Genomic DNA, 20,119 nt, shown 5'->3' with positions numbered 1-20,119 from the left:
GACCGCGGACGCCCGTTCGATCGTGCCTCTTGCGCGAAACGACCGGGCTTCTATCCTGGCCGACGACCAGAAAGCCACGTCCGACCGCATGCCCCTGCGGAATGACCGCGTCGTCTCGACGCCGGCTTGATCGAACGAGGCCACTCTTGCCGGATGAACGAGAGTACGAACTGAAGTTTTCGATCGCACCCGACGCCGTGCCGGCGTTGACGTCCCATCCGACCTTTGCGCTGGGTCGATCGGCCCCGACATCGGCAACACTGGTCTCGACCTATTTCGATACGCCCGATCAGACGCTCCGCCGTCATGGCCTGACGCTTCGGATCCGGGATAAGAACGGCGCCAAGGTCGAGACGGTCAAGCAGACCAGCGCATCGACGCTCGATCGTGGCGAGTGGGAGTTCGAGACCGACGATATCGTCCCGAGTCTCGAACGGCTGCAGGAGACGCCTCTCGGCGCTTTGAAGCACGAGGTGGATCTCAAGGACAGGATCGCGCCGGTCTTCACCGTGACGGTCGAGCGGACCACCAAAATGCTGCGCTGGGGCGAGTCTGATATCGAAGTCGCGATCGATCGCGGCGAGGTCGAGGCCGACGGGCGACATATTCCGATCAGCGAAATCGAACTCGAGCTCAAACAGGGCCGCCCCACCGACCTTTTCGATCTTGCGTCGCATCTCGTGCACGACGTTGCGTTGACGCTCAGCCTCGTTAGCAAGTCGGAACGGGGGTTCCGCTTGCTCGACAGGACCTGGGGGCATCCCGTCAAGGCGGCGCGTCCCGTGCTCGATGCCGACATGACGCAAGTCGCGGCCGTCCAGACCTTGCTCGAGGCGTGCCTGCATGACCTGCTGCTCAATCTCGCGGCTTTCGCGCCCGGCGGCGATATCGAGGCGGTGCATCGGGGCCGCGTCGCGCTGCGGCGGCTTCGCGCTGCCATGACGCTCTTCGAAAGCCGGACCGAGGATGCCAAACGCGAGCCGTTGCGCCTCGAGCTGAAGTGGCTGTCCGATCTGCTCGGCGTCGCGCGCGACTGCGATGTCTTCCAGAGCGAAATCTTCGACCCGGCTGCAGAAGATCCCGCGATCCTCGGGGCCCGCGATCTCGCGGATCACATGCGGCAGAAGCAACGGAACGCGCATGCGGCACTCGCCGAGGGTCTTCGCTCACCGCGCTGGCGGCGTTTGCTGTCCGATCTGATCGCCTGGATCGCCGACGGGGCTTGGATCACGCACCATGCCGCAGCCGATCCCTCCGCGCCGGAGGAGACTCTGGCGGACTTCGCCCGGCAGCGTCTGCGGTCCCGCTGGAGGTCACTGGTCCGCAAGGGGCGCGGCCTCGGTGAGCTTCCGCCGCATGAGCGTCACCTCATCCGCATCCGCGCCAAGAAATTGCGGTATGCGCTGGAGTTCTTCGAGGAGGTCACCGGCGTCGGCAAGGGATCGAAATCTTACAAGGGCCTGCAACGTGGCTTGGAGGAGTTGCAGGCCAGCCTCGGTCTCCTGCACGACCATGACGCCAAACACGATCTGCTCCATGCTGAATGTCTTGGATGGGACCCGGCCAATGCGGCCGGTCCGCGGATCATGTTCGCGGCGGGCGTCTTGTCCGGCGCGGCGCCCGATACCGATATGGTCCTCAAAAAAGCGACGGCAGCGTTCAAGATCATCCGAGACAGCGACCCGTTTCGATCCGACTTAACACCGCGTTAATCCGGCTTTAAACAAGCGAGGCGATCATGGCCGCCTCGATTCGACCGGTTCTCGTTCGATCCAAATCTGATCGTCGGTGTCACAGATGGTGGATTCTGATGGAGGCTGACGACACGACGCGATATCTCTACGCACGCAGCGCCTCCGCGCGGAGCGAGATCTCAAGCGCTCGATCCTTCCTCAGTTTACCACGACGATCGCAAACCGCTTTCGCGTTGGTGGTTTCGGTGGGCTTGGTTGTTGCAAGCGCGGTGGCGACGCCCTTTGCCAACACGCCGCTTCAACCCATCCCCGGCTATATGACGGCTTTTGGCACCGCCATGGTGGTGGTGAATTTTCTCCTTGCGACCCTGCTGTATAATCGAGGCGTGGCCGAGCGGAACGGCGACCTGATCCGGCTTGCGACCGCTTATCTATTCGTCGCTGTCATCTTCGTGCCGCTGCTGCTCAGTTTTCGTGACGGCTTCGTCTCGGGCTCGATCATCGGATCGAGCGGCAGTTCCGTGTGGCTGTGGTGCTTCTGGCATCTGGGCTTTGTCGTGTCGATCGGCTGGTACGCGTTACGGGCGAAGCGGAACCGGCCAGCTTGGCCGATCTCGGCCTATATTGCGGTGGTCGGTGCCGTCGTGACCGCAATGACGCTTCTGGCCTGCAATGGTCTGTCGCTTCTGCCGCCGGTCGTGCCGAACGGGCGGACCTTTTTTGCAGCGCCCTATACCCTGCTGCCCTATTCGATCGTGCTGATCAATATCGGATCCTTGGGGCTTTGCCTCCGCCACGCGCGAGCCTCGACCACCGACCTGTGGCTCTCGGTCGGCATGGTGGCGGCCTGTTTCGACTTGTGGCTGACGCTGCAGGGGACCGACCGTTTCGCTCTCGGCTGGTATGTCGCCAAATGCGGCAGCCTCTTCACGTCGCTGACTGTGCTGAGCTCGCAACTTTACGATATCACCCGTCTGTTCCAGGTTTTGGCGCGGGCCAACGACGGGCTACAGCTTCAGGCGACGCGCGACGGGCTGACAGGCTTGTACAACCGTCGCTACTTCGACGAAGTCATCGCGTTTGAATGGGCCAAGGCGAACCGTGAGGGCACAAGCCTCTCGTTGCTGCTGGTAGACGTCGATTGGTTCAAGCAATTCAACGATCGCTATGGACATCCTGCGGGCGACGAATGCCTCCGGGCCGTCGGACTTGCGTTTCGCCATCTCGTCCGACGTCCCGCCGATATCGTAGCGCGATACGGCGGTGAAGAATTCGTGGTCGTGCTGCCGGAAACCGACAGTGTCGGCGCGCGGCACCTCGCCGAGCGGATGCGGCGGTCGATCGTCGCACTCGATATTCCGCATGCGCCGTCCGACACCGGCGTGCTGACGATCAGCATCGGTTGTGCCACGACGCGCCACCCCGGAGTGACGAGCCTGAAATCGCTTGTCGAGGAAGCGGACCGTGCTCTCTACGTCGCGAAGGAAAGGGGCCGCAATCGCGTCTGCACAGTCGATGAAATCGTCGCCGACGACCTGCCAGATCTCGGACCTCGGACCCGTCAAACATCCGGGTTGCACCCCGCCGCTTGACGGTTGCGCCTTCTTCACACAAAACGGGATATCGGCGCAGTCGCGGACATCCAAACCATGGCCAATACTACTATCGGCGTGAAACTCGACGGGGCTTTGCGCGAGCGGATCAAAGATGCGGCCGTCTCCCAGGGTCGGACCTCGCACGGCTTGATCAAGCAGTCGATCCTGACGGCGCTCGACCGTCACGACCAGGGTGCGTCCGCGCCGGCCGATCTCTCCGGAAGCTCTGCGCCTCGCCCGTTCCTCGATTTTGCGCGATCGGTGCAACCGCAGAGCGTGCTGCGGGCCAAGATCACGTCGGCCTATCGCGTGCCCGAGCCCGAGTGCCTGCCGCTGCTGATCGCGGATGCGACGCTGCCCAAGAGCCAAGTCGAAGAGGCGAAGAATACCGCCAAGAAACTGGTCGAGGTTCTGCGCGCCAAGGGTCAACGCGGCGGCGTCGAAGGGCTGGTGCAGGAATATTCGCTGTCCAGCTTTGAGGGTGTGGCGCTGATGTGCCTCGCCGAGGCTTTGCTCCGTATCCCGGATCGCGGCACACGCGATGCCTTGATCCGGGACAAGATTTCGATCGGCGACTGGCATTCCCATGTCGGGCGCAGCCCCTCGCTCTTCGTCAATGCGGCGACGTGGGGGCTTGTGGTCACCGGCCGCCTGACCACCACGACGAGCGAGACCGGCTTGTCGACGGCGTTGACGCGGCTGATCGCCAAGGGCGGCGAGCCGTTGATCCGCAAGGGCGTCGATATGGCGATGCGGATGATGGGTGAGCAGTTCGTCACGGGGCAGACCATCGCCGAGGCTCTCGCCAACAGCCGCAAGGCCGAGGCGCGCGGCTTCCGCTACTCCTATGATATGTTGGGCGAAGCCGCCACGACGGCCGCCGATGCCGACCGTTACTATCGCGACTACGAACAAGCCATTCACGCGATCGGCAAGACCGCGGCGCGACGCGGCATCTACGAAGGCCCCGGCATCTCGATCAAGCTATCGGCGTTGCATCCGCGCTATTCTCGTGCCCAGCGCGAGCGCAGCATGAGCGAGTTGCTCGATCGGCTGAAGGCTTTGGCGATCCTGGCGCGCCACTACGACATCGGCCTGAACATCGACGCCGAGGAAGCCGACAGACTGGAGCTGTCGCTCGACCTTCTGGAGAGCCTGTGCTTCACGCCTGAACTCGATGGGTGGAACGGCATCGGTTTCGTGGTTCAGGCCTATCAGAAGCGCGCCCCGTTCGTGCTCGATTTCATCATCGACCTCGCGCGTCGAAGCCGACACCGGCTGATGATCCGACTCGTGAAAGGCGCCTATTGGGACAGCGAGATCAAACGCGCCCAGGTCGACGGGCTCGAAGGCTTTCCGGTCTATACGCGGAAGCTCTACACGGACGTGTCGTATCTCGCCTGCGCCCGCAAGCTGTTGCGCGCACCCGATGCCGTTTTCCCGCAGTTCGCCACCCACAACGCGCAGACTTTGGCTACCATTCACGCGATGGCGGGCGAGAATTTCTACGCCGGCCAATATGAATTCCAATGCCTGCACGGCATGGGCGAGCCGCTCTACGACGAGGTGGTCGGCAAGGATAAGTTGAACCGCCCCTGCCGTATTTACGCTCCGGTCGGGACCCATGAGACGTTGCTGGCCTATCTGGTCCGGCGTCTGCTCGAGAACGGCGCCAATACGAGCTTCGTCAACCGCATCGCGGACGCCAACGTTCGGGTGAAGGACCTCGTGGCCGATCCGGTCGCACAAGCGGCTGATATGGAGCAGGTCGGTGCGCCGCATCCGCGCATAGCGATGCCGCGCGACCTTTTTGCCGGATCGCGGGCGAATTCCGCTGGCCTCGACCTCTCGAACGAGCAACGCTTGGCGTCGCTCTCAGCAGCTTTGCTCTCCGGGGCCGGAACGCAGTCGCGAGCCATGCCGATGCTCGGCGCGGACCGACAGGATCAGGGCTCGGTGGGTCGTCCGGTCCAGAACCCCGCCGACCGTCGCGACATCGTCGGATATGTGGTCGACGCGACCCCGGCCGATGTCGGTCAAGCCTTTGAGGGTGCGGCCGCCTTCGCGCCGATCTGGGCCGCGACACCGCCGAGCGATCGCGCCGCCTGCCTCGCCAAGGCCGCGGACCTGATGGAAGCGCGGATGCCGAGCCTGATGGGCGACATCGTCCGCGAAGCCGGAAAATCTCTGCCCAACGCCATTGCGGAAATCCGCGAGGCTGTCGATTTCCTGCGCTACTATGGGCAAGAAGCCGCCACGAGCTTCGCCAACGACACCCATCGGCCGCTCGGTCCGGTCGTCTGCATCAGCCCGTGGAACTTCCCGCTGGCGATTTTCACCGGCCAGGTTGCGGCAGCCCTCGCGGCCGGCAACCCCGTCCTGGCCAAACCAGCCGAAGAAACCCCGCTGATTGCCGCCCGCGCGATCGAGATCCTTCGCGAAGCCGGTGTTCCGGCCGGCACGGTCCAGCTGCTACCCGGCGCTGGCGACATCGGCGCGGCGCTCGTGGCCGACCCTCGGGCGGCTGGCGTTCTCTTCACCGGCTCGACCGCCGTGGCCCGCTTGATCCAAAAGCAATTGGCGGATCGGTTGAGCACTTCAGGGGGCTCGATCCCGCTCGTGGCCGAGACCGGCGGCCAGAATGTCCTGATCGTGGATTCCTCCGCCCTCGCCGAACAGGTCGTCGGCGACGTCCTCCTGTCGGCTTTCGATTCAGCCGGACAACGGTGCTCGGCCCTCCGGGTGCTCTGCCTGCAGGACGACATTGCAGACCGCGTTCTGACCATGCTGAAAGGCGCGATGGCTGAACTGCAGGTCGGCAACCCGGACCGCCTCGCGGTAGATATCGGGCCTGTAATCTCGGCCGAGGCGCGGGACGGCATCACGTCTTATGTCGAAGCGATGCGCCAGAAGGGCTTCATGATCGACGCCCTGCCGCTCGGCGAGGCTTGCGCGCGTGGCACCTTCGTGGCCCCGACCCTGATCGAGATCGGTCGCATCGATGATCTCGGCCCCGAGGTGTTCGGGCCGGTCTTGCATGTGTTGCGCTACCGTCGCGAGGATCTCGACGAGTTGATCGACCGGATCAACGCCAGCGGCTACGGGCTGACGTTCGGGCTCCATACCCGCATCGACGAAACGATCGCCCGCGTGACCGACCGGATCGGCGCCGGCAACCTCTATATCAATCGCAACCTGATCGGTGCCGTGGTGGGCGTGCAGCCCTTCGGCGGCAATGGACTTTCGGGCACTGGCCCAAAGGCGGGCGGCCCTCTCTACATGCGTCGCCTCCTGGCCGATGTGCCGGCCGCGCCACCGATCGCTCCAAAGACGGGAGCCGGCAATCCGGCTCTGCCGCTTCACGCCTGGCTCGTTCAGACCGGCCGCAAAGCCGACGCGGATCGCTGCGCGACGGCGATCGCGCGGTCGCTGCTCGGGACCCGCGTCGAGCTCTCGGGGGCGGTGGGCGAGCGGAACATCTATGGGTTCAAGGCGCGCGGCACCCTATTGGCGCATGTCCAGACGGAAGCCGGATTGTTTGCGGCCGTTTCGGCCGCCCTGGCGACCGGCAACGCGACTGTCGTCACAGCACCCGCTGCGGTGCTGGATGTTCTCGCAACGCTGCCGCCCTCGTTAGCCGGGCGGATCACTGCGGCGAAGGACAGTATCGCGAGCCTCGACGTGGCGGCCGTACTCTTCGAGGGCGACAGCGACGACTTGCGTCGTCTCAACCACAGCATCGCCGACAAATCCGGTGCGATCGTGCCGGTCCATGCCGTGTCGCGGACGATGCTCGTCGATCAAAACGACACATTCCCGCTGGAGTGGCTGGTCGAAGAAGTCTCGATCAGCACCAACACGGCGGCGGCGGGCGGCAATGCCAGCCTGATGAGCATCGGTTAAGCGTCATACGCTTAGCCGAGCAGCAGCGTCGCCCACCCTTCGAGATCGATGCGCCGCCGCAAGGCGTAGCCCTGCGACGCATAGCTCGACAGGATCCCGGGCACGTCGCGGGCCAGCAGGCCAGACAGAACGAGGTCGCCTCCCCGCGCCGCGACATCCCGGATCGAGGGCGCCAGCAGCCGCAGCGGCTTAGCCAGGATATTGGCGAAGATGAGGTCGTAAGGCGCGCCGGCGCGAAGCGCTGGGCTGCGTAAGCCCGTCGCGACCACGGGGCGGGCATAGGGCGCGGCGCCGTTCAGCTTGGCATTGGCCCAGGCGGCATGAACCGCGACCGGATCGATATCGCCGGCCGCCACGCGTTGATGGAGAGCCTTGGCGGCCGCGATCGCCAGCACACCGGTGCCGGTCCCCACATCCAGAATATGCTGCGGACGACGCCGCTTGAGGATCGCGTCCAGCATCAGCAAGCAGCCGCGTGTCGTCCCGTGATGGCCGGTGCCAAACGCCAAAGCAGCCTCGATTTCGAGGGGCACGTCGTTGGCGCGGACGCGGTGACGGTCATGGCTCCCATGAAGGATGAAGCGCCCGGCCCGAACGACGCCAAGCCCTTCGAGTGAGGCCGCGACCCAATCCTGCTCGGCGACCTGTCCGAATGTCAGCCCTGCAGCCGCCTCCGGCCCGACCACGGCAGCGATCAGGGTGCGGATGCGGTCCTGGTCTGGGGCTTGGCCGAAATAGATTTCAACGGTCCAGGCCTTGTTGACCGACGGGTCGCCCTCGTCCTCAAAGGCGGCGGCCGCAGTCTCGGCGGGATCAAACGTCTCGACGACCGCATCGGCCACGGCGCGCGCCGTATGCTCGTCGCAGACGAGACGAAGCAGGTGGGCGGCGTTGTTGGGGGGAAGACCTTCGAGCATTCCGTCGGCTAGCATGCCGGGACGACCCTGTCACGCCGCCGGGGGCTCGCGTCACGATCGCCAAGGAGCAGCACGGACGAAAGCGCCTGACTTTCGGCCCCGATCATGCTCCAACGTCGCGGTAGACCAATCGAGGCCGAATCCCCATGATGCCCTGCCTGTCGTTGCTTTGTTTCATGGTGTTCGGGCCGCCCGGCCTCGTGCTCGGCGATGGATTTTCGGCGACCTCCGCCGCACCTCGGACCTCGGTGCAGGCCTTCGGCCAGCAGAACCCGCAGTGCAAGGCCTGGAGCGATAGCTGCGTCACCTGCACGGCCACGGCCGCTGGCCCCGCGACCTGTTCGACCCCGGGGATCGCCTGCACGCCCACCCCGATCGCGTGCCAGCGTCCCTGAGCCAGAGCTAACGCAGCGATCCGTCAGGCGGCTCCGATACGGTCCATCATGGCCACGATCGTCGCGATGGAGCGGAAGTTGGCCGGAGTAATGTCGCTCGGCGGGATGGTCACGTCGAATTCCGCTTCGATCGCCAGCATGAGCGACACCATATCCATCGACGTCATTCCGGCGTCGACGAGGCGATCGTCGATTGCAACCGGCGTGGTCTTGCCGCCTTCGGCACGGATGCGGGCCACCACGGCTTCGACACGGCCGACCGTCGTTTCAACCGCTTGATCCATCGTCACGTCCTCAAAGCCGCTTCGGTCAGAGCCTGTCGGCTACCTCCGCCGCGCTCGTCGAACAAACCACAAAGCATGTTCAGCCTAAGTTTCTGTAAACCCGCTTGAAGCGGCCTCGAGCGGCTTGCGGCGGATTCACGCTCACGCTCAGCTTTTGATAAGCATTGCTTAACCGCAAGCAGCATCGGTTGCGTATAAGCGGGCGCAGATTTGATTTTCCTCATTTTCTAAGCCTTAAGGTAGGCCGTCGCGAGCGCTGCTCCGTAGCTTCGGTTCTTCCTGCCGGCGCCGGCCCGTATTCTTACCAGGCATGACCATGTTCGACCTTGCTGTGACAGATCCGATCGGCGCCCCGGAGACCAAACCCGTCGCCGCGACCGACATCGCCGTGCCGGCGCTCACGCTGGCGCAGCGCGCCGATGCGGTCGCCAAAATCGCCGCCGCTCATGCCGTCGACGTCGACCGCAACGGACGTTTTCCAACCGAAGCGATCGAGGCGATCCGCACTCAACGGCTGTTCGGCATCCTCGTCCCGAGCGATCTCGGCGGCGAAGAGGTCGACCTGCCCGCCGTCGTCGACGTCTGCTATCGCCTCGGTCGCGCCTGCGCCTCGACCGCGATGATCTATGCCATGCACCAGACGAAGGCCGCCTGCGTGGTGCGCCATGCCGGCGACAATGCCTGGCAGCGCGCCGTGCTGGCGCGGCTCGCCACCGACCAATTGCTGTTCGCTTCCTCGACCACCGAGGGTCAGGGCGGCGGCAACGTCCGATCCAGCGTGGCTCCGATTTGCCGCGACGGCGATCGCATCACGCTTCACCGCAATGCCAGTGTCATCTCCTATGGGGCGCAGGCCGACGCCATCGTGACGACGGCGCGCCGCTCTGAGGATGCGGCGCATTCCGATCAGGTTCTCGCGGTTTTCCTCAAGGCGGATTACGACCTCGTCCAGGGTAGCGGATGGGACACGATGGGGATGCGTGGCACGTGCAGCGTCGGTTTCGACATGATGGCGTCGGGCGTGGCGGACCAGATCCTTCCGGTGCCCTACGACCGCATCCACGGCCAGACCATGACGCCGGTCGCTCATCTCGTCTGGTCCGGCGTCTGGGCCGGCATCGCAGCCGCGGCTGTCGAGCGCGCACAGGCCTTTACCCGCCGGGCCATGCGGCAATCGAGCGGTCAACTGCCGCCTGGGGCCGCGCATTTCACCAAGGCAAGCTCAACGCTCAACATGCTGCGAACGCTAGTCTCCTCGTCGGCGCGTCGCTACGAGGACGCCATCCGTGACGATGCGATCATGACCTCCATGGTGTTTCAGACCGCGATCACGCTCCTCAAGGTCGACGCGTCCGAACTCGCCGTGGCGACCGTTCTGGCGGCCCTCCGCGCTTGCGGCCTGTCCGGCTATCGGAACGACGGCGAAGCGTCTGTGAGCCGGCAGCTGCGCGATATTCTGTCGTCGCCGCTGATGATCAACAACGATCGCATCCTCGCAAGCCTGTCGAGCGCGACCCTGATGACGCCCGTCCCCACCGGACTCGGCGGCTGAACGCCACGCCCTTCATCCATCCATGTCGGAGATCCCCATGAACGCTCCCTTGCGGCCTAGCCACCTTGGCTTCGTTGCCCCGACGGGAACGCAGGACACCATCAAGGACGCGCTGTTCCAGCCCATGGGCGTCGATGGCGTATATGCCCGGACCGGCCTCTATGAAGGGATAGTCGAGCGGCTCGCGGCCTATATTTCAAGCCAGCGCGAAGCCGGCACGGAGGTGCTGCGCTTTCCGCCGGTGATGAGCCGCCGCGACCTCGAACGGCATGGTTACCTGAAGAGCTTCCCCAACCTGCTCGGCTGCGTCTGCGCGCTGCACGGCACGGATGCCGAAATTTCGGCCGCTGCCGACCGCCACATGCAGGGTGGCGATTGGACGAGCGCGCTCTCGCCGTCCGATCTCGTGCTGAGTCCAGCCGCCTGCTACCCCGTCTACCCGATCGTGGCGGCTCGGGGGCCGTTGCCGGCGGGTGGCGCGATCTTCGATGTCGCCTGCGATTGCTTCCGCCACGAGCCATCCCCGCATCTCGACCGGCTACAGTCTTTCCGCATGCGCGAATATGTCTGCATCGGCGCGCCGCAGGACGTGAATGCGTTCCGGGAACGTTGGATGGTCCGCGCACACGAGATGGCCGACGCCTTGGCGCTCCCCTGCCGCGTCGAAACCGCGAGCGATCCGTTTTTCGGCCGGATCGGTCAGGTGATGGCGCTCAGCCAATTGCACCAGGCGCTGAAGTTCGAACTGGTGGTGCCGCTGAAATCGGTCGAGTCGCCCACCGCCTGCATGAGCTTCAATGCCCATCGCGATCATTTCGGGACCACCTGGAACATCGAGGATGCCGACGGCAACGTCGCGCATACCGGCTGCGTCGCTTTTGGCATGGATCGGCTCGCGGTCGCGCTGTTCTGGACCCACGGCCTCGATCCCGCCGCTTGGCCCGCCTCGGCGCGGAGCGCGCTCGCGCTTTAACCGTTCAGCCGTTCGGCCTTGCGCGGCGGCGTTCGACCTGAGACACATCGGCCCCGAAGGGGCCGATGATCGATTTGCAGAAGCATGCTCCGCCAAGCACCCGACACCCTCGCTCGATCGGCCTTCGGGTCGTGCTCGCGGCGGTTTTCTGCTCGATCATCGTGGCAACCGCGGGTGGCCTCGTCTGGTTCAACCACCGCCAAGTCTCTGCCTTGGCGCGACAGGAAGCCAGCGCCCGCTTCAGCGCCCTGGCCCAGCAGGTCCGGCGCGAAACGGAGGCGCCCCTCGCGACCGCGACGATCGCGCTCGACATCACAGCGCTGACGACACACACCGACGACACGCCCGATGCAACCGCTGCTTTGCTGCTGTCGATTCTTCGCTCGATCGAGCCGACGGCGCCCGCCGTGATGGCCATCGAGATCGGTCGCCCTGACGGCAGCATGGTCCTGGTGCAGCACGGTCCCGCCAGCGACACCATGCTGGCGGCCGAACAGTCGCATGCCTATTCGGCCGAACTGGTTGAGCGAACGCCAAATGGCATGACGCTCCGCTGGACGCTCTATGACGATGCCGGAGCGACGTTGCGACAAGGTCAACCGACACCGACCAGCCTCGATGCGCGGGAGCGTCCCTGGTATCGGGCGGCCCTGGGCCAGAACCGGACCGTATCGATCCCGCCCTACCACTTCACCAACATGCCGCAGATCGGCATCACGCTGGCGCGTCGCGCAGCCGGCGCCTCCGACGTCGTTTTCGGCCTCGACGTCACCTTGGCCAATCTCGATCGAGCTCTGACCCAGATGCAATCGTCGCCCCGGCAGGATCTCGTGATCTTCCAAAGCGACGGAACCGTGGTGGCGCGCGCCGCGCCGCTCGGGTCCGTGCTGCCGACGCCACCAACCAGCCCCGAGGCCATGCCGCGCCTCACCACGCTTGGCTCTGCCAGCCTCGCGTCACTGTCCGACGCCTATCAACGCGAGGGGAGCGGCCGCGATCTCTCGTTCCGGGTCGATGGCGCCTCCTATGTCGGCCGGGTCGAAAACGCGATGCCCGGCACCGGCTTGATGCTCGGCCTCACGGTCCCGGCTGCCGATATTCTCGGTCCGGCTGACCGATTGCGCCTGCGGTCGCTGGAGCTCGGGCTGGTCGCCGTGCTGGTCGCGGCTCTCGTCGGGGTCGTGGCCGCACGCGGCTTATCCCAGCCACTCGGCCGGATCACCCGCGACCTGTCCAGCATCATGGCGTTTCGGCCAATCGTTCATCGGCCGAATGCATCGCGGATCAGGGAAATCAGAGACCTCGCCGGGGCGGTGGTGACGCTCGATCTCGCGCTTCAGAATTTCGTCCGCTACGTGCCGAACCAGATCGTGCGCCGCATCGTCGCCGATCAAGCATCCCCCGCGCTCGGAGGAGCGCGTCAGCCCGTCACCGTGCTGTTTGCAGACATTGCGGGCTTTACCCGGCTCGCCGAGAGCCTCGATCCAGAGATCCTGATGGCGCAGATGTCGCGCTATTTCGAGGCAGTGGCGGGCGAGTTGATCGCCTCGGGCGCGACGATCGACAAGTATATCGGCGACAGCGTCATGGTGTTCTGGAACGCGCCGGAGCCGCAGGCCGATCATATCGAACGGGGGTGCGTCGGCGCGCTCGCCGCGGCAAAGCGCGTCGGGGAGCTGAACGAGAGATTTTGCCAGGAGGGCTTGCCGGCCCTGCAGACCCGGTTCGGACTGCATACGGGCGACGCGGTGGTCGGGCATGTCGGGTCGGCCGACCGGATCAGCTACACGGTGCTGGGTCACACCGTGAATGTCGCGGCGCGGCTCGAAGCCCTGAACAAGGATTACGGCACCACGATCCTGGTCAGCGACGCAATCCGCAAGGCCGCCGGCGACCGCTTCGCCTTCATGGCGGTCGATACTGTGACGATCCGCGGGACGCGGGCACCGCTCCGCGTCCATTCCTTGCTGGGGCGTGATGTAGTCCGTCCCGCCCCCACGATGCTCGGACTGTAAGGTCCCGGCCTACCAGGCCGTGTAGCCGCCGTCCGCGACCACGACCGACCCGGTCATCAGGCTTGCGGCTTCAGAGGCCAGAAACAAGATCACCGACGCGATCTCGCGCGGCTGGCCCATGCGGTGCATCGGCGTCATCTCGAGCCAAGTATCCATCATGCCCGGAGCCGATCCGCCGAAGGTCGTCATCGGCGTCTCGATATAGGTCGGCGCCACCGAATTGATCCGCACGCCGCGCTGGCCCCATTCGGCCGCGAGCGACTTGGTGAGGTGATGCACCGCCGCCTTCGAGGCATTGTAGTAAGATTGCGGCTGGGGCTTATTGACGATGAAACCCGACATGGAGCCGACCGTGACGATGCTGCCGTGCCCGCGCTTCAGCATATGCTTGCCGAAATCGCGGCAGCACCAGAAGACACCGTTCAAATTGACGTCGATGACGTTCAGCCAATGCTCGTCCGTCACGTCTTCGCCGTTTGTCCCCGACCGCGCGATCCCCGCATTGGCGATCATGATGTCGACAGCGCCATAGGTCGCGTTCAGATCGTCGGCGGCCTTGCGGACCTGATCGGGCTTCGTGACGTCGAGTTCGATCATGTCGGCCGCATGCCCGGCCGCTTTCAACTCCGCTTGGCTTTTGCGAGCCGCATCGCCCAGCATGTCGGCAACGATGACCTTGGCGCCCGCTTCCGCAAGCGCATGGCAGGTCGCAAGGCCGATCGCACCGCCGCCGCCCGTCACGACGGCGGTTTTTCCCTGCAGGCGAAAGAGGTCCAGATACATACTCAGTGTCCCTTGGTGAGGCTCGCGGCCGCGTTGCGGCGGCGCATGGGGGTCATCGCCACACCGTCCTTGTCGAACAGGTTGGCTTCCGTCGTCACCACGGCGAGGTGGACCATCTGGCCGACCTGCACGGCGGCATTGCCGGCGGTCTTGACCGTGACCAGCAGCTTATTTCCGACGTCGACATAGACCAGCGTCTCCCCACCGAGGTGCTCGACGACGGCGACATGTCCCGACAGAGGGCCGGCCTCGGCGATCGACAATTGCTCGGGGCGGAGGCCGAGCGTCACGTCGCTGCCCGGCGCCGCCGAATTCGTGGCTTCGACCGGGATCACCACCTCACCACCACCCGGCAACGTGATGGTGGCGCCCTCAAGCGACATCGCTTTCAGCTTCGCCGGTGTCAGGTTCATCTTGGGCGAGCCGATGAAGCCCGCGACGAAGATGTTGGCGGGGAAATGGTAGAGGTCCAACGGGGTGCCGACCTGCTCGATCTTGCCGGCGCGCAGCACCACGATGCGATCCGCCATCGTCATGGCTTCGACCTGGTCATGGGTGACGTAGATCATCGTGGTCGCGAGTTCCTGATGCAGGCGCGCGATCTCGATCCGCATTTGCACGCGGAGCGAGGCGTCGAGGTTCGACAGCGGTTCGTCGAAGAGGAACACGCGGGGCTGCCGGACGATGGCGCGGCCGATGGCGACGCGCTGGCGCTGGCCGCCCGATAATTGCCCCGGCTTGCGATCGAGAAGCTTCTCGAGCTGCAGGATTTTGGCCGCCTCCATGACCTTGGCGTCCCGCTCGGTTTTGGGCACCCCGGCGAGCTTCAGTGCGAAGCCCATGTTCTTTTCGACGCTCATATGCGGGTAGAGCGCATAGGACTGGAACACCATGGCGAGGCCGCGCGCGTCCGGCGGCACATCGTTGACGACTTGCCCGTCGATCGACAGGTCACCGGAGGTGATCTCCTCGAGGCCCGCGATCATCCGAAGCAGGGTCGACTTTCCGCAACCGGACGGACCGACGAAGACGACGAATTCCTTATCTTCGATCGAGAGGTCGACCCCCTGGATGATCGACACATCGCCGTAGCTCTTCTTGACATTCTTGAGTGCGACTGTGGCCATCGAAGGATCCTATTTCACGGCGCCGAAGGTGAGGCCGCGCACGAGTTGACGCTGGGTAAGCCAGCCGAACACCAGGATCGGCGCAATGGCAAGAAAAGACGCAGCCGACAATTTAGCCCAGAACAGGCCCTCGGGGCTGGAAAAGCGGGCGATGAAGGCGGTCAGCGGCGCCGCATTGGCGGCCGTGAGATTCAGACTCCAGAACGCTTCGTTCCAGCAGATGATGATCGACAGCAGCGCGGTCGAGAAGATACCCGGCAGCGATAGCGGCAGCAGCAGCGCGAACATCTGCTGCATGGGGGTCGCGCCATCCATACGGGCCGCCTCGAGTATCTCCTTCGGGACTTCGCGGAAGAAGGAATAGAGCATCCACACTACGATCGGCAGGTTCATCAGAGTATAGACGATGACGATGCCCCATCGGCTATCCAGCAATCCCGTTTTGATGGCGATGAGGTAGATCGGCACCAGAACCCCGACGGTCGGCATCATCTTGGTGGAGAGCATCCACATCAGGATATCTTTGGTGCGTCGCGTCGGGAAGAACGCCATCGCATAGGCGGCCGGCGCGGCGAGCAGGATACAGACGATCGTCGCGCCCACCGACTCGATCACCGAGTTCAAGAAAAAGTGGACGTAATCCGAGGTCTGGTTGATGTCGCTATAGTTCTCAAGCGTCGGCTGAAAGAAGATCTTTGGCGGCGTCGCTACCGCATCGAGCTCGGACTTGATCGACGCGAGCCCCATCCACAGGATCGGGAAGAAAACCAGGAACGCCACGCCCCAGCCGAGCAGCGTCATGAGCGCCTTGTCGCGCGGTGTCGCCTTCATGGTGTCGTCCTCAGTCGAGGTTGCGCGCGAAGGCGCGGAGCAGGAAGAACGCCACGATATTGGCCAGCACGACGGCCACGATACCGCCGGCCGAGCCGCCACCGATATCCGTGTTCAGGATCGCGGTTTTGTAGATGAGGAACGGCAGATTCGTGGAGGCATCGCCGGGGCCGCCCGACGTCGTGACGTAGATCTCGGCGAAAATGCCGAGCAGGAAGATCATCTCGATCATCACCACGACGGTGATGGGCCGCAAAAGATGCGGCACGATGATGTGCTGGAAACGCGCCACTGCTTTCGCGCCATCCATCCGGGCGGCCTCGATTTGCTCGCGGTCCAGCGACTGCATGGCGGTCAGGAGGATGAGCGTGGCGAACGGAACCCATTGCCACGCCACGATGATCCCGACGGATAACAGCGGCGCTTGGCTGAACCAGTCGAACACGCCAAGACCCAGCGACGAGGTGATATAGGCGATGAGCCCGTTCACCGGATGCATCAGCAGATTTTTCCAGATCAACGCCGCGACGGTCGGCATGACGAAGAAGGGTGCGATGACGAAGAGGCGCGCGGCGCCTTGCCCCCAAAATTCCTGGTCGAACAAGACCGCAAACAGCGTGCCGAACACGATGGTGGCGGCGAGCACGCCAACGACAAGCACCACCGTATTGACGATCACGGTCAGGAACGACGGGTCCGTCAGCAAGTACGTGTAATTGTCGAGTCCGGCCCAGCCGGTCATCGTCGGGTCGACGAGATTGTAGTTCCGAAACGAGAAATACAGCGTCAGGACGAGCGGGACGATCATCCAGATCAGCAACACGCCGATGCTCGGCCACAGCAAGGGCCTCGTATCGACGGCGCGGCTCGCGGCGCGTCGCATCGAGAACCGTGCGGTCTTTGGCGATACGGTCACAGACGTCGTCATGTCGACCAACCTCGGCGGAGGAAAATGGAACCGGCCGGGCTACTGCCCGACCGTCTTGCTAAGCCGATCGGCGGCTTACTTGGGGTAGCCGGCCTGCTTCATCGTGCGCTCGGCGGAAGCCTGCGCCTTGGTCAGCGCCTGGGCGCCGGTGTCCTGCCCGGCGAGAGCCGCCGCGACATCCTGGCCAGCCGTCGTGCCGATCCCCTGGAATTCAGGAATGGCGGCGAACTGCACGCCGACATACGGGACGGGCATCACAGCCGGGTGCGCCGGGTTCGTGGTCTGAATGGCGTTCAGCACGAAAGCCGAGAAGGGCGCAGCCTTCTTGTAGTCCTCGTTGGCGTAGGTCGACAGACGCGTGCCGGGAGGAGCCGAAACCCAGCCCTGATCGGCCGCCACGAGCTTAATGTAGTCTTTCGAGGTCGCCCATTTGACGAACTTCTTGGCCGCATCGGCATTCTTGGTGGAGGTCGGAACACCCAGGTTCCACGACCAGAACCAGCCGCTGGCCTTGGTATTGGCCTCGGTGATCGGCGCGGGCGCAAACGCCACCTTATCGGCGACCTGGCTTTCCTTCGGGTTGTAGAGATAACCGGCCGTCACGGTGGCATCGATCCACATGCCGCATTTACCGGTCGAGAACAGCGCGCGATTCTCGTTATAGCCGTTGGCGGTCGCACCGGGCGGCCCGTCTTTCTTCATCACGTCGAGGTACCAGGCGATCGTCTGTTCCCAAGGCTTCGAGGTGAACTGCGGCTTCCATTGCTCGTCGAACCACGAGCCACCGAATGCGGTAGCGGCGGCGCCGAGAAACGCCATATTCTCGCCCCAGCCCGGCTTGCCACGTAGGCAGATGCCGTAGATGCCATCCTTCTTGTCGGTCAGCTTAGCGGCATATTCGGCGATCTGCTGATAGGTCGGCTTCTCCGGCATCGTAATGCCAGCCTTTTCGAACAGATCCTTGCGGTAGAAGGTCAGCGAGCTTTCCGCATAGAACGGCGCCGCGAACAGCTTGCCATCGACCGTCAGAGCCGATTTCACCTGCGGCACGATATCGGCATAATCGTAATCGGCGCCGAAATCATCGAGCGGCACCAACCAACCCTGCTTGCCCCAGATCGGCGCCTCATAGGCCCCGATCGTCATGACGTCGAATGAACCGCCCTTGGTGGCGATATCGGTGGTGACGCGCTGACGCAGGACGTTCTCTTCGAGCACGACCCAGTTGAGTTTGATGCCGGTGTCTTTTTCGAATTGCGGCGACAGCTTCTGCATTTCGATCATGTCGCCGTTGTTCACGGTCGCGATCGTCAGCGTTGTGTCAGCCCTGGCGGCTGTGGCGCCGGCCATTAGGGCGGCCATCGCCACCCCGTAAAAACGAGCGTAACGCATCCTGTTTCCTCCCTCGGTGATGTTGCTTAAATGCTCACCGTCGGAGCAAAAACTCAACCGTGAGCCCTCGTTTGTCAAGGAATATTTGGACGAGCCTAGCAGGCGCGTCCGGTCAGGCAAGGTCAGAACCGGCCTGCGCCAGGAGCGCCGTCGCGGTCCGCTCGTCGGTCACCAATCCGGTCGCGTATCGGCCCTCGAGCGCCGCCATCATGGGCCTGACTTTGTCAGCCCCGGACGCCACGAGCACGACGATCCGCTGCGGGTTGGCGATGAGCCGCAACGCGGTCAGCCGCGCCGTGACGGCATTGTCGATGGGGACACCCGCGCCATCGAAGCTGCGGCTCATCAATTCACCGACGGCTCCATCGTCGAGCAGCGCGTCGATCTCGTCGCGGTTGACGAATCCATCGACCAGGATGGGAGCCCGCCCTCCAATCGAACCGACCCCAAGCATCACGGCATCGGCATTCTCGTAGAGATCGGCAACTTTCCGGTATCCGCGCTGCGAGCGCAGGATGTCGCATTCGGCTTGGGTGTCGGTGATGACAGGCAGCGGAAGCGGATAGCATTCGGCGCCGACCCGGTCGGACAGGCGCATGGCCACGTCATAGGGGCTGGCCCGGCCGTCGCGGCTGAGGTTGCCGACCACGGAAACGATCCGATGCTCGGGCCGTGACATCGACGGCATTTGACGCACGGTCTCGAGCAGAGCGCGTCCAGTGCCGAGCGCGATGACCTTGGGGTCGCGGGAGCTCAGATAGCCCTCGAGAAGCTTGGCCGCCACCATGCCGACGCCGAGCCGATTATCGCCATCGCCCTCCACGCTCGGCGCGATCTCGCAGGATTGCAGGCCGAATCGGTGCCGGATCCGCTCGGCTAATTCCATCGACTGCAACAGCGGATGGTCGAGGCGGAATTTGATCAGCCCCTCGCTGATCGCGAGCGCCACCAAGCGCTGGGCATTGGCGCGCGAAACGTTCAGCTCGATCGCGATCTCGTCCTGGGTCCGTCGTTGAATGTAGTAAAGCCACCCGGCCCGCGCCGCGAGGTCGAGCCGTTTGGCTTTTGCATCGATGGGTTTGTCGTTCAAGGTGGTCTCGCGGCACAAGCGGGGTGGGCAGGGCCAATAGCATGCTTGTGCTCCGCCGCCATGCTCAAGCGGCCTGTTGATCCTGTCAACGGCACGGATCCGGTGGCTGCGCTGCCGCCGAGGTCAAGGTCATTCCCCGATGAGATGGAGCACGACCTCGCGCCGATGCGGCCGGCTGCGATGTTCGAAGAGATAGATGCCTTGCCACGTGCCGAGGACCGGCCGCCCCCGCTCGACCGGGATCGAGAGCTGAGTCTGCGTCAGCGCGGTGCGGAGGTGGGCCGGCATATCGTCCGCCCCCTCGTCGTTATGGATGTAACGCGTCGCGCTTTCGGGCGCGATCTCCTCGAAGAACTGCGCCAGATCCTGCTGCACGGTCGGGTCGGCATTCTCCTGGATCAGCAGCGACGCTGAGGTATGCCGGCAGAAGATCGTCAACAGCCCGGTCGACACGGCTTGGAGGTCGGTCCAGGCCACAACCTCTCGCGTGATCTCGTAGAGGCCCTTGCGCCGCGTTTGTTGAACGAGATGGTGAAGGGCCTGACGCATGATGGGGGTCCTTGCGCGTGAGCGAGACAAATCGGGAGAAGCAGGTGTTCCGTTTCGGCGAAAAGCGTAGATAAGGCTCGACCAAGCAAAT

Annotated in this window: 16 protein-coding genes; 7 read left to right on the top strand and 9 right to left on the bottom strand. The window is 64.2% G+C overall.

The annotated features are described in order from the left end of the window. The first annotated feature begins 146 nt into the window (after nt 1-146). The 3 genes from EY713_RS08970 (at nt 147) to putA (ending at nt 7,192) form a co-directional block, all read left to right on the top strand. Nucleotides 147-1,712: a CYTH and CHAD domain-containing protein gene (locus EY713_RS08970; RefSeq protein ID WP_165491078.1), complete on the top strand. Its 1,566-nt coding sequence runs from the start codon at nt 147-149 to the stop codon at nt 1,710-1,712. Between the two features lie 233 nt (nt 1,713-1,945). Beyond that, nucleotides 1,946-3,286 carry a sensor domain-containing diguanylate cyclase gene (locus EY713_RS08965; protein WP_165491077.1) on the top strand — a complete coding sequence of 447 codons (1,341 nt, stop codon included), beginning with the start codon at nt 1,946-1,948 and terminating at the stop codon, nt 3,284-3,286. 57 nt (nt 3,287-3,343) lie between these two features. Beyond that, the gene (putA, locus tag EY713_RS08960; protein WP_131114490.1) at nt 3,344-7,192 is read left to right on the top strand and encodes a trifunctional transcriptional regulator/proline dehydrogenase/L-glutamate gamma-semialdehyde dehydrogenase; all 3,849 of its coding nucleotides are present in this window, start codon (nt 3,344-3,346) and stop codon (nt 7,190-7,192) included. Between the two features lie 11 nt (nt 7,193-7,203). Here the strand turns inward: putA and EY713_RS08955 are convergent, their stop codons facing one another. Next, on the bottom strand, nt 7,204-8,109 hold the full coding sequence (locus EY713_RS08955; protein ID WP_131119476.1) for a 50S ribosomal protein L11 methyltransferase: 906 nt from the start codon (nt 8,107-8,109) through the stop codon (nt 7,204-7,206). A 146-nt stretch (nt 8,110-8,255) separates the two neighbouring features. Here EY713_RS08955 and EY713_RS08950 point away from each other — a divergent pair, with 146 nt between their 5' ends. Further along, nucleotides 8,256-8,504, top strand: coding sequence for a hypothetical protein (locus EY713_RS08950; protein ID WP_131114489.1), 249 nt, complete (start codon nt 8,256-8,258; stop codon nt 8,502-8,504). Nucleotides 8,505-8,527: 23 nt separating this feature from the next. Here EY713_RS08950 and EY713_RS08945 read toward each other — a convergent pair whose 3' ends face one another. After that, nucleotides 8,528-8,788: a phosphopantetheine-binding protein gene (locus EY713_RS08945; protein WP_131114488.1), complete on the bottom strand. Its 261-nt coding sequence runs from the start codon at nt 8,786-8,788 to the stop codon at nt 8,528-8,530. A 316-nt stretch (nt 8,789-9,104) separates the two neighbouring features. Between EY713_RS08945 and EY713_RS08940 the strand changes: the two genes are divergently transcribed. The 3 genes from EY713_RS08940 to EY713_RS08930 all read left to right on the top strand — a co-directional run bounded on the left by EY713_RS08940 (nt 9,105) and on the right by EY713_RS08930 (nt 13,328). Then, complete coding sequence (locus tag EY713_RS08940) at nt 9,105-10,340, top strand: acyl-CoA dehydrogenase family protein (protein ID WP_245572950.1); 1,236 nt, start codon at nt 9,105-9,107, stop codon at nt 10,338-10,340. Between the two features lie 37 nt (nt 10,341-10,377). Beyond that, nucleotides 10,378-11,313, top strand: a complete 936-nt coding sequence (locus EY713_RS08935) for an amino acid--[acyl-carrier-protein] ligase (protein WP_131114486.1) — start codon at nt 10,378-10,380, stop codon at nt 11,311-11,313. 65 nt (nt 11,314-11,378) lie between these two features. Then, on the top strand, nt 11,379-13,328 hold the full coding sequence (locus EY713_RS08930; protein WP_131114485.1) for an adenylate/guanylate cyclase domain-containing protein: 1,950 nt from the start codon (nt 11,379-11,381) through the stop codon (nt 13,326-13,328). Between the two features lie 9 nt (nt 13,329-13,337). On the opposite strand, the gene EY713_RS08925 is transcribed toward EY713_RS08930, so the two are convergent. The 7 genes from EY713_RS08925 to EY713_RS08895 all read right to left on the bottom strand — a co-directional run bounded on the left by EY713_RS08925 (nt 13,338) and on the right by EY713_RS08895 (nt 20,028). Further along, a complete protein-coding gene (locus tag EY713_RS08925; RefSeq protein ID WP_131114484.1) occupies nt 13,338-14,111 on the bottom strand; it encodes an SDR family NAD(P)-dependent oxidoreductase in 774 nt (257 codons plus the stop codon). 2 nt (nt 14,112-14,113) lie between these two features. Beyond that, entirely contained in the window at nt 14,114-15,238 is a 1,125-nt protein-coding gene (locus EY713_RS08920) for an ABC transporter ATP-binding protein (RefSeq protein WP_131114483.1), read from the bottom strand. 9 nt (nt 15,239-15,247) lie between these two features. Then, the gene (locus tag EY713_RS08915) at nt 15,248-16,069 is read right to left on the bottom strand and encodes a carbohydrate ABC transporter permease (RefSeq protein WP_131114482.1); all 822 of its coding nucleotides are present in this window, start codon (nt 16,067-16,069) and stop codon (nt 15,248-15,250) included. 10 nt (nt 16,070-16,079) lie between these two features. Further along, on the bottom strand, nt 16,080-16,952 hold the full coding sequence (locus tag EY713_RS08910) for a carbohydrate ABC transporter permease (RefSeq protein ID WP_210215347.1): 873 nt from the start codon (nt 16,950-16,952) through the stop codon (nt 16,080-16,082). Between the two features lie 120 nt (nt 16,953-17,072). Continuing rightward, complete coding sequence (locus tag EY713_RS08905) at nt 17,073-18,389, bottom strand: ABC transporter substrate-binding protein (protein ID WP_131114480.1); 1,317 nt, start codon at nt 18,387-18,389, stop codon at nt 17,073-17,075. A 112-nt stretch (nt 18,390-18,501) separates the two neighbouring features. Further along, on the bottom strand, nt 18,502-19,479 hold the full coding sequence (locus EY713_RS08900; RefSeq protein ID WP_131114479.1) for a sugar-binding transcriptional regulator: 978 nt from the start codon (nt 19,477-19,479) through the stop codon (nt 18,502-18,504). Nucleotides 19,480-19,608: 129 nt separating this feature from the next. Beyond that, entirely contained in the window at nt 19,609-20,028 is a 420-nt protein-coding gene (locus EY713_RS08895; protein WP_131114478.1) for a secondary thiamine-phosphate synthase enzyme YjbQ, read from the bottom strand. Between the last annotated feature and the right edge of the window lie 91 nt (nt 20,029-20,119).

The organism is Lichenihabitans psoromatis, from assembly GCF_004323635.1.
Taxonomy (GTDB): domain Bacteria; phylum Pseudomonadota; class Alphaproteobacteria; order Rhizobiales; family Beijerinckiaceae; genus Lichenihabitans; species Lichenihabitans psoromatis.
Note: the sequence above shows the minus strand (reverse complement) of the source record. Positions and strands in the feature narration are given on the sequence as shown.

Bases quoted from the DNA above. Each gene is read 5' to 3' on its own strand.
- EY713_RS08910 (WP_210215347.1), bottom strand. From the start codon at position 16,952: ATGCGACGCGCCGCGAGCCGCGCCGTCGATACGAGGCCCTTGCTGTGG.
- EY713_RS08895 (WP_131114478.1), bottom strand. From the start codon at position 20,028: ATGCGTCAGGCCCTTCACCATCTCGTTCAACAAACGCGGCGCAAGGGC.
- EY713_RS08930 (WP_131114485.1), top strand. From the start codon at position 11,379: ATGATCGATTTGCAGAAGCATGCTCCGCCAAGCACCCGACACCCTCGC.
- EY713_RS08915 (WP_131114482.1), bottom strand. From the start codon at position 16,069: ATGAAGGCGACACCGCGCGACAAGGCGCTCATGACGCTGCTCGGCTGG.
- EY713_RS08920 (WP_131114483.1), bottom strand. From the start codon at position 15,238: ATGGCCACAGTCGCACTCAAGAATGTCAAGAAGAGCTACGGCGATGTG.
- EY713_RS08940 (WP_245572950.1), top strand. From the start codon at position 9,105: ATGTTCGACCTTGCTGTGACAGATCCGATCGGCGCCCCGGAGACCAAA.
- EY713_RS08905 (WP_131114480.1), bottom strand. From the start codon at position 18,389: ATGCGTTACGCTCGTTTTTACGGGGTGGCGATGGCCGCCCTAATGGCC.
- putA (WP_131114490.1), top strand. From the start codon at position 3,344: ATGGCCAATACTACTATCGGCGTGAAACTCGACGGGGCTTTGCGCGAG.
- EY713_RS08935 (WP_131114486.1), top strand. From the start codon at position 10,378: ATGAACGCTCCCTTGCGGCCTAGCCACCTTGGCTTCGTTGCCCCGACG.
- EY713_RS08925 (WP_131114484.1), bottom strand. From the start codon at position 14,111: ATGTATCTGGACCTCTTTCGCCTGCAGGGAAAAACCGCCGTCGTGACG.
- EY713_RS08950 (WP_131114489.1), top strand. From the start codon at position 8,256: ATGATGCCCTGCCTGTCGTTGCTTTGTTTCATGGTGTTCGGGCCGCCC.
- EY713_RS08945 (WP_131114488.1), bottom strand. From the start codon at position 8,788: ATGGATCAAGCGGTTGAAACGACGGTCGGCCGTGTCGAAGCCGTGGTG.
- EY713_RS08955 (WP_131119476.1), bottom strand. From the start codon at position 8,109: ATGCTCGAAGGTCTTCCCCCCAACAACGCCGCCCACCTGCTTCGTCTC.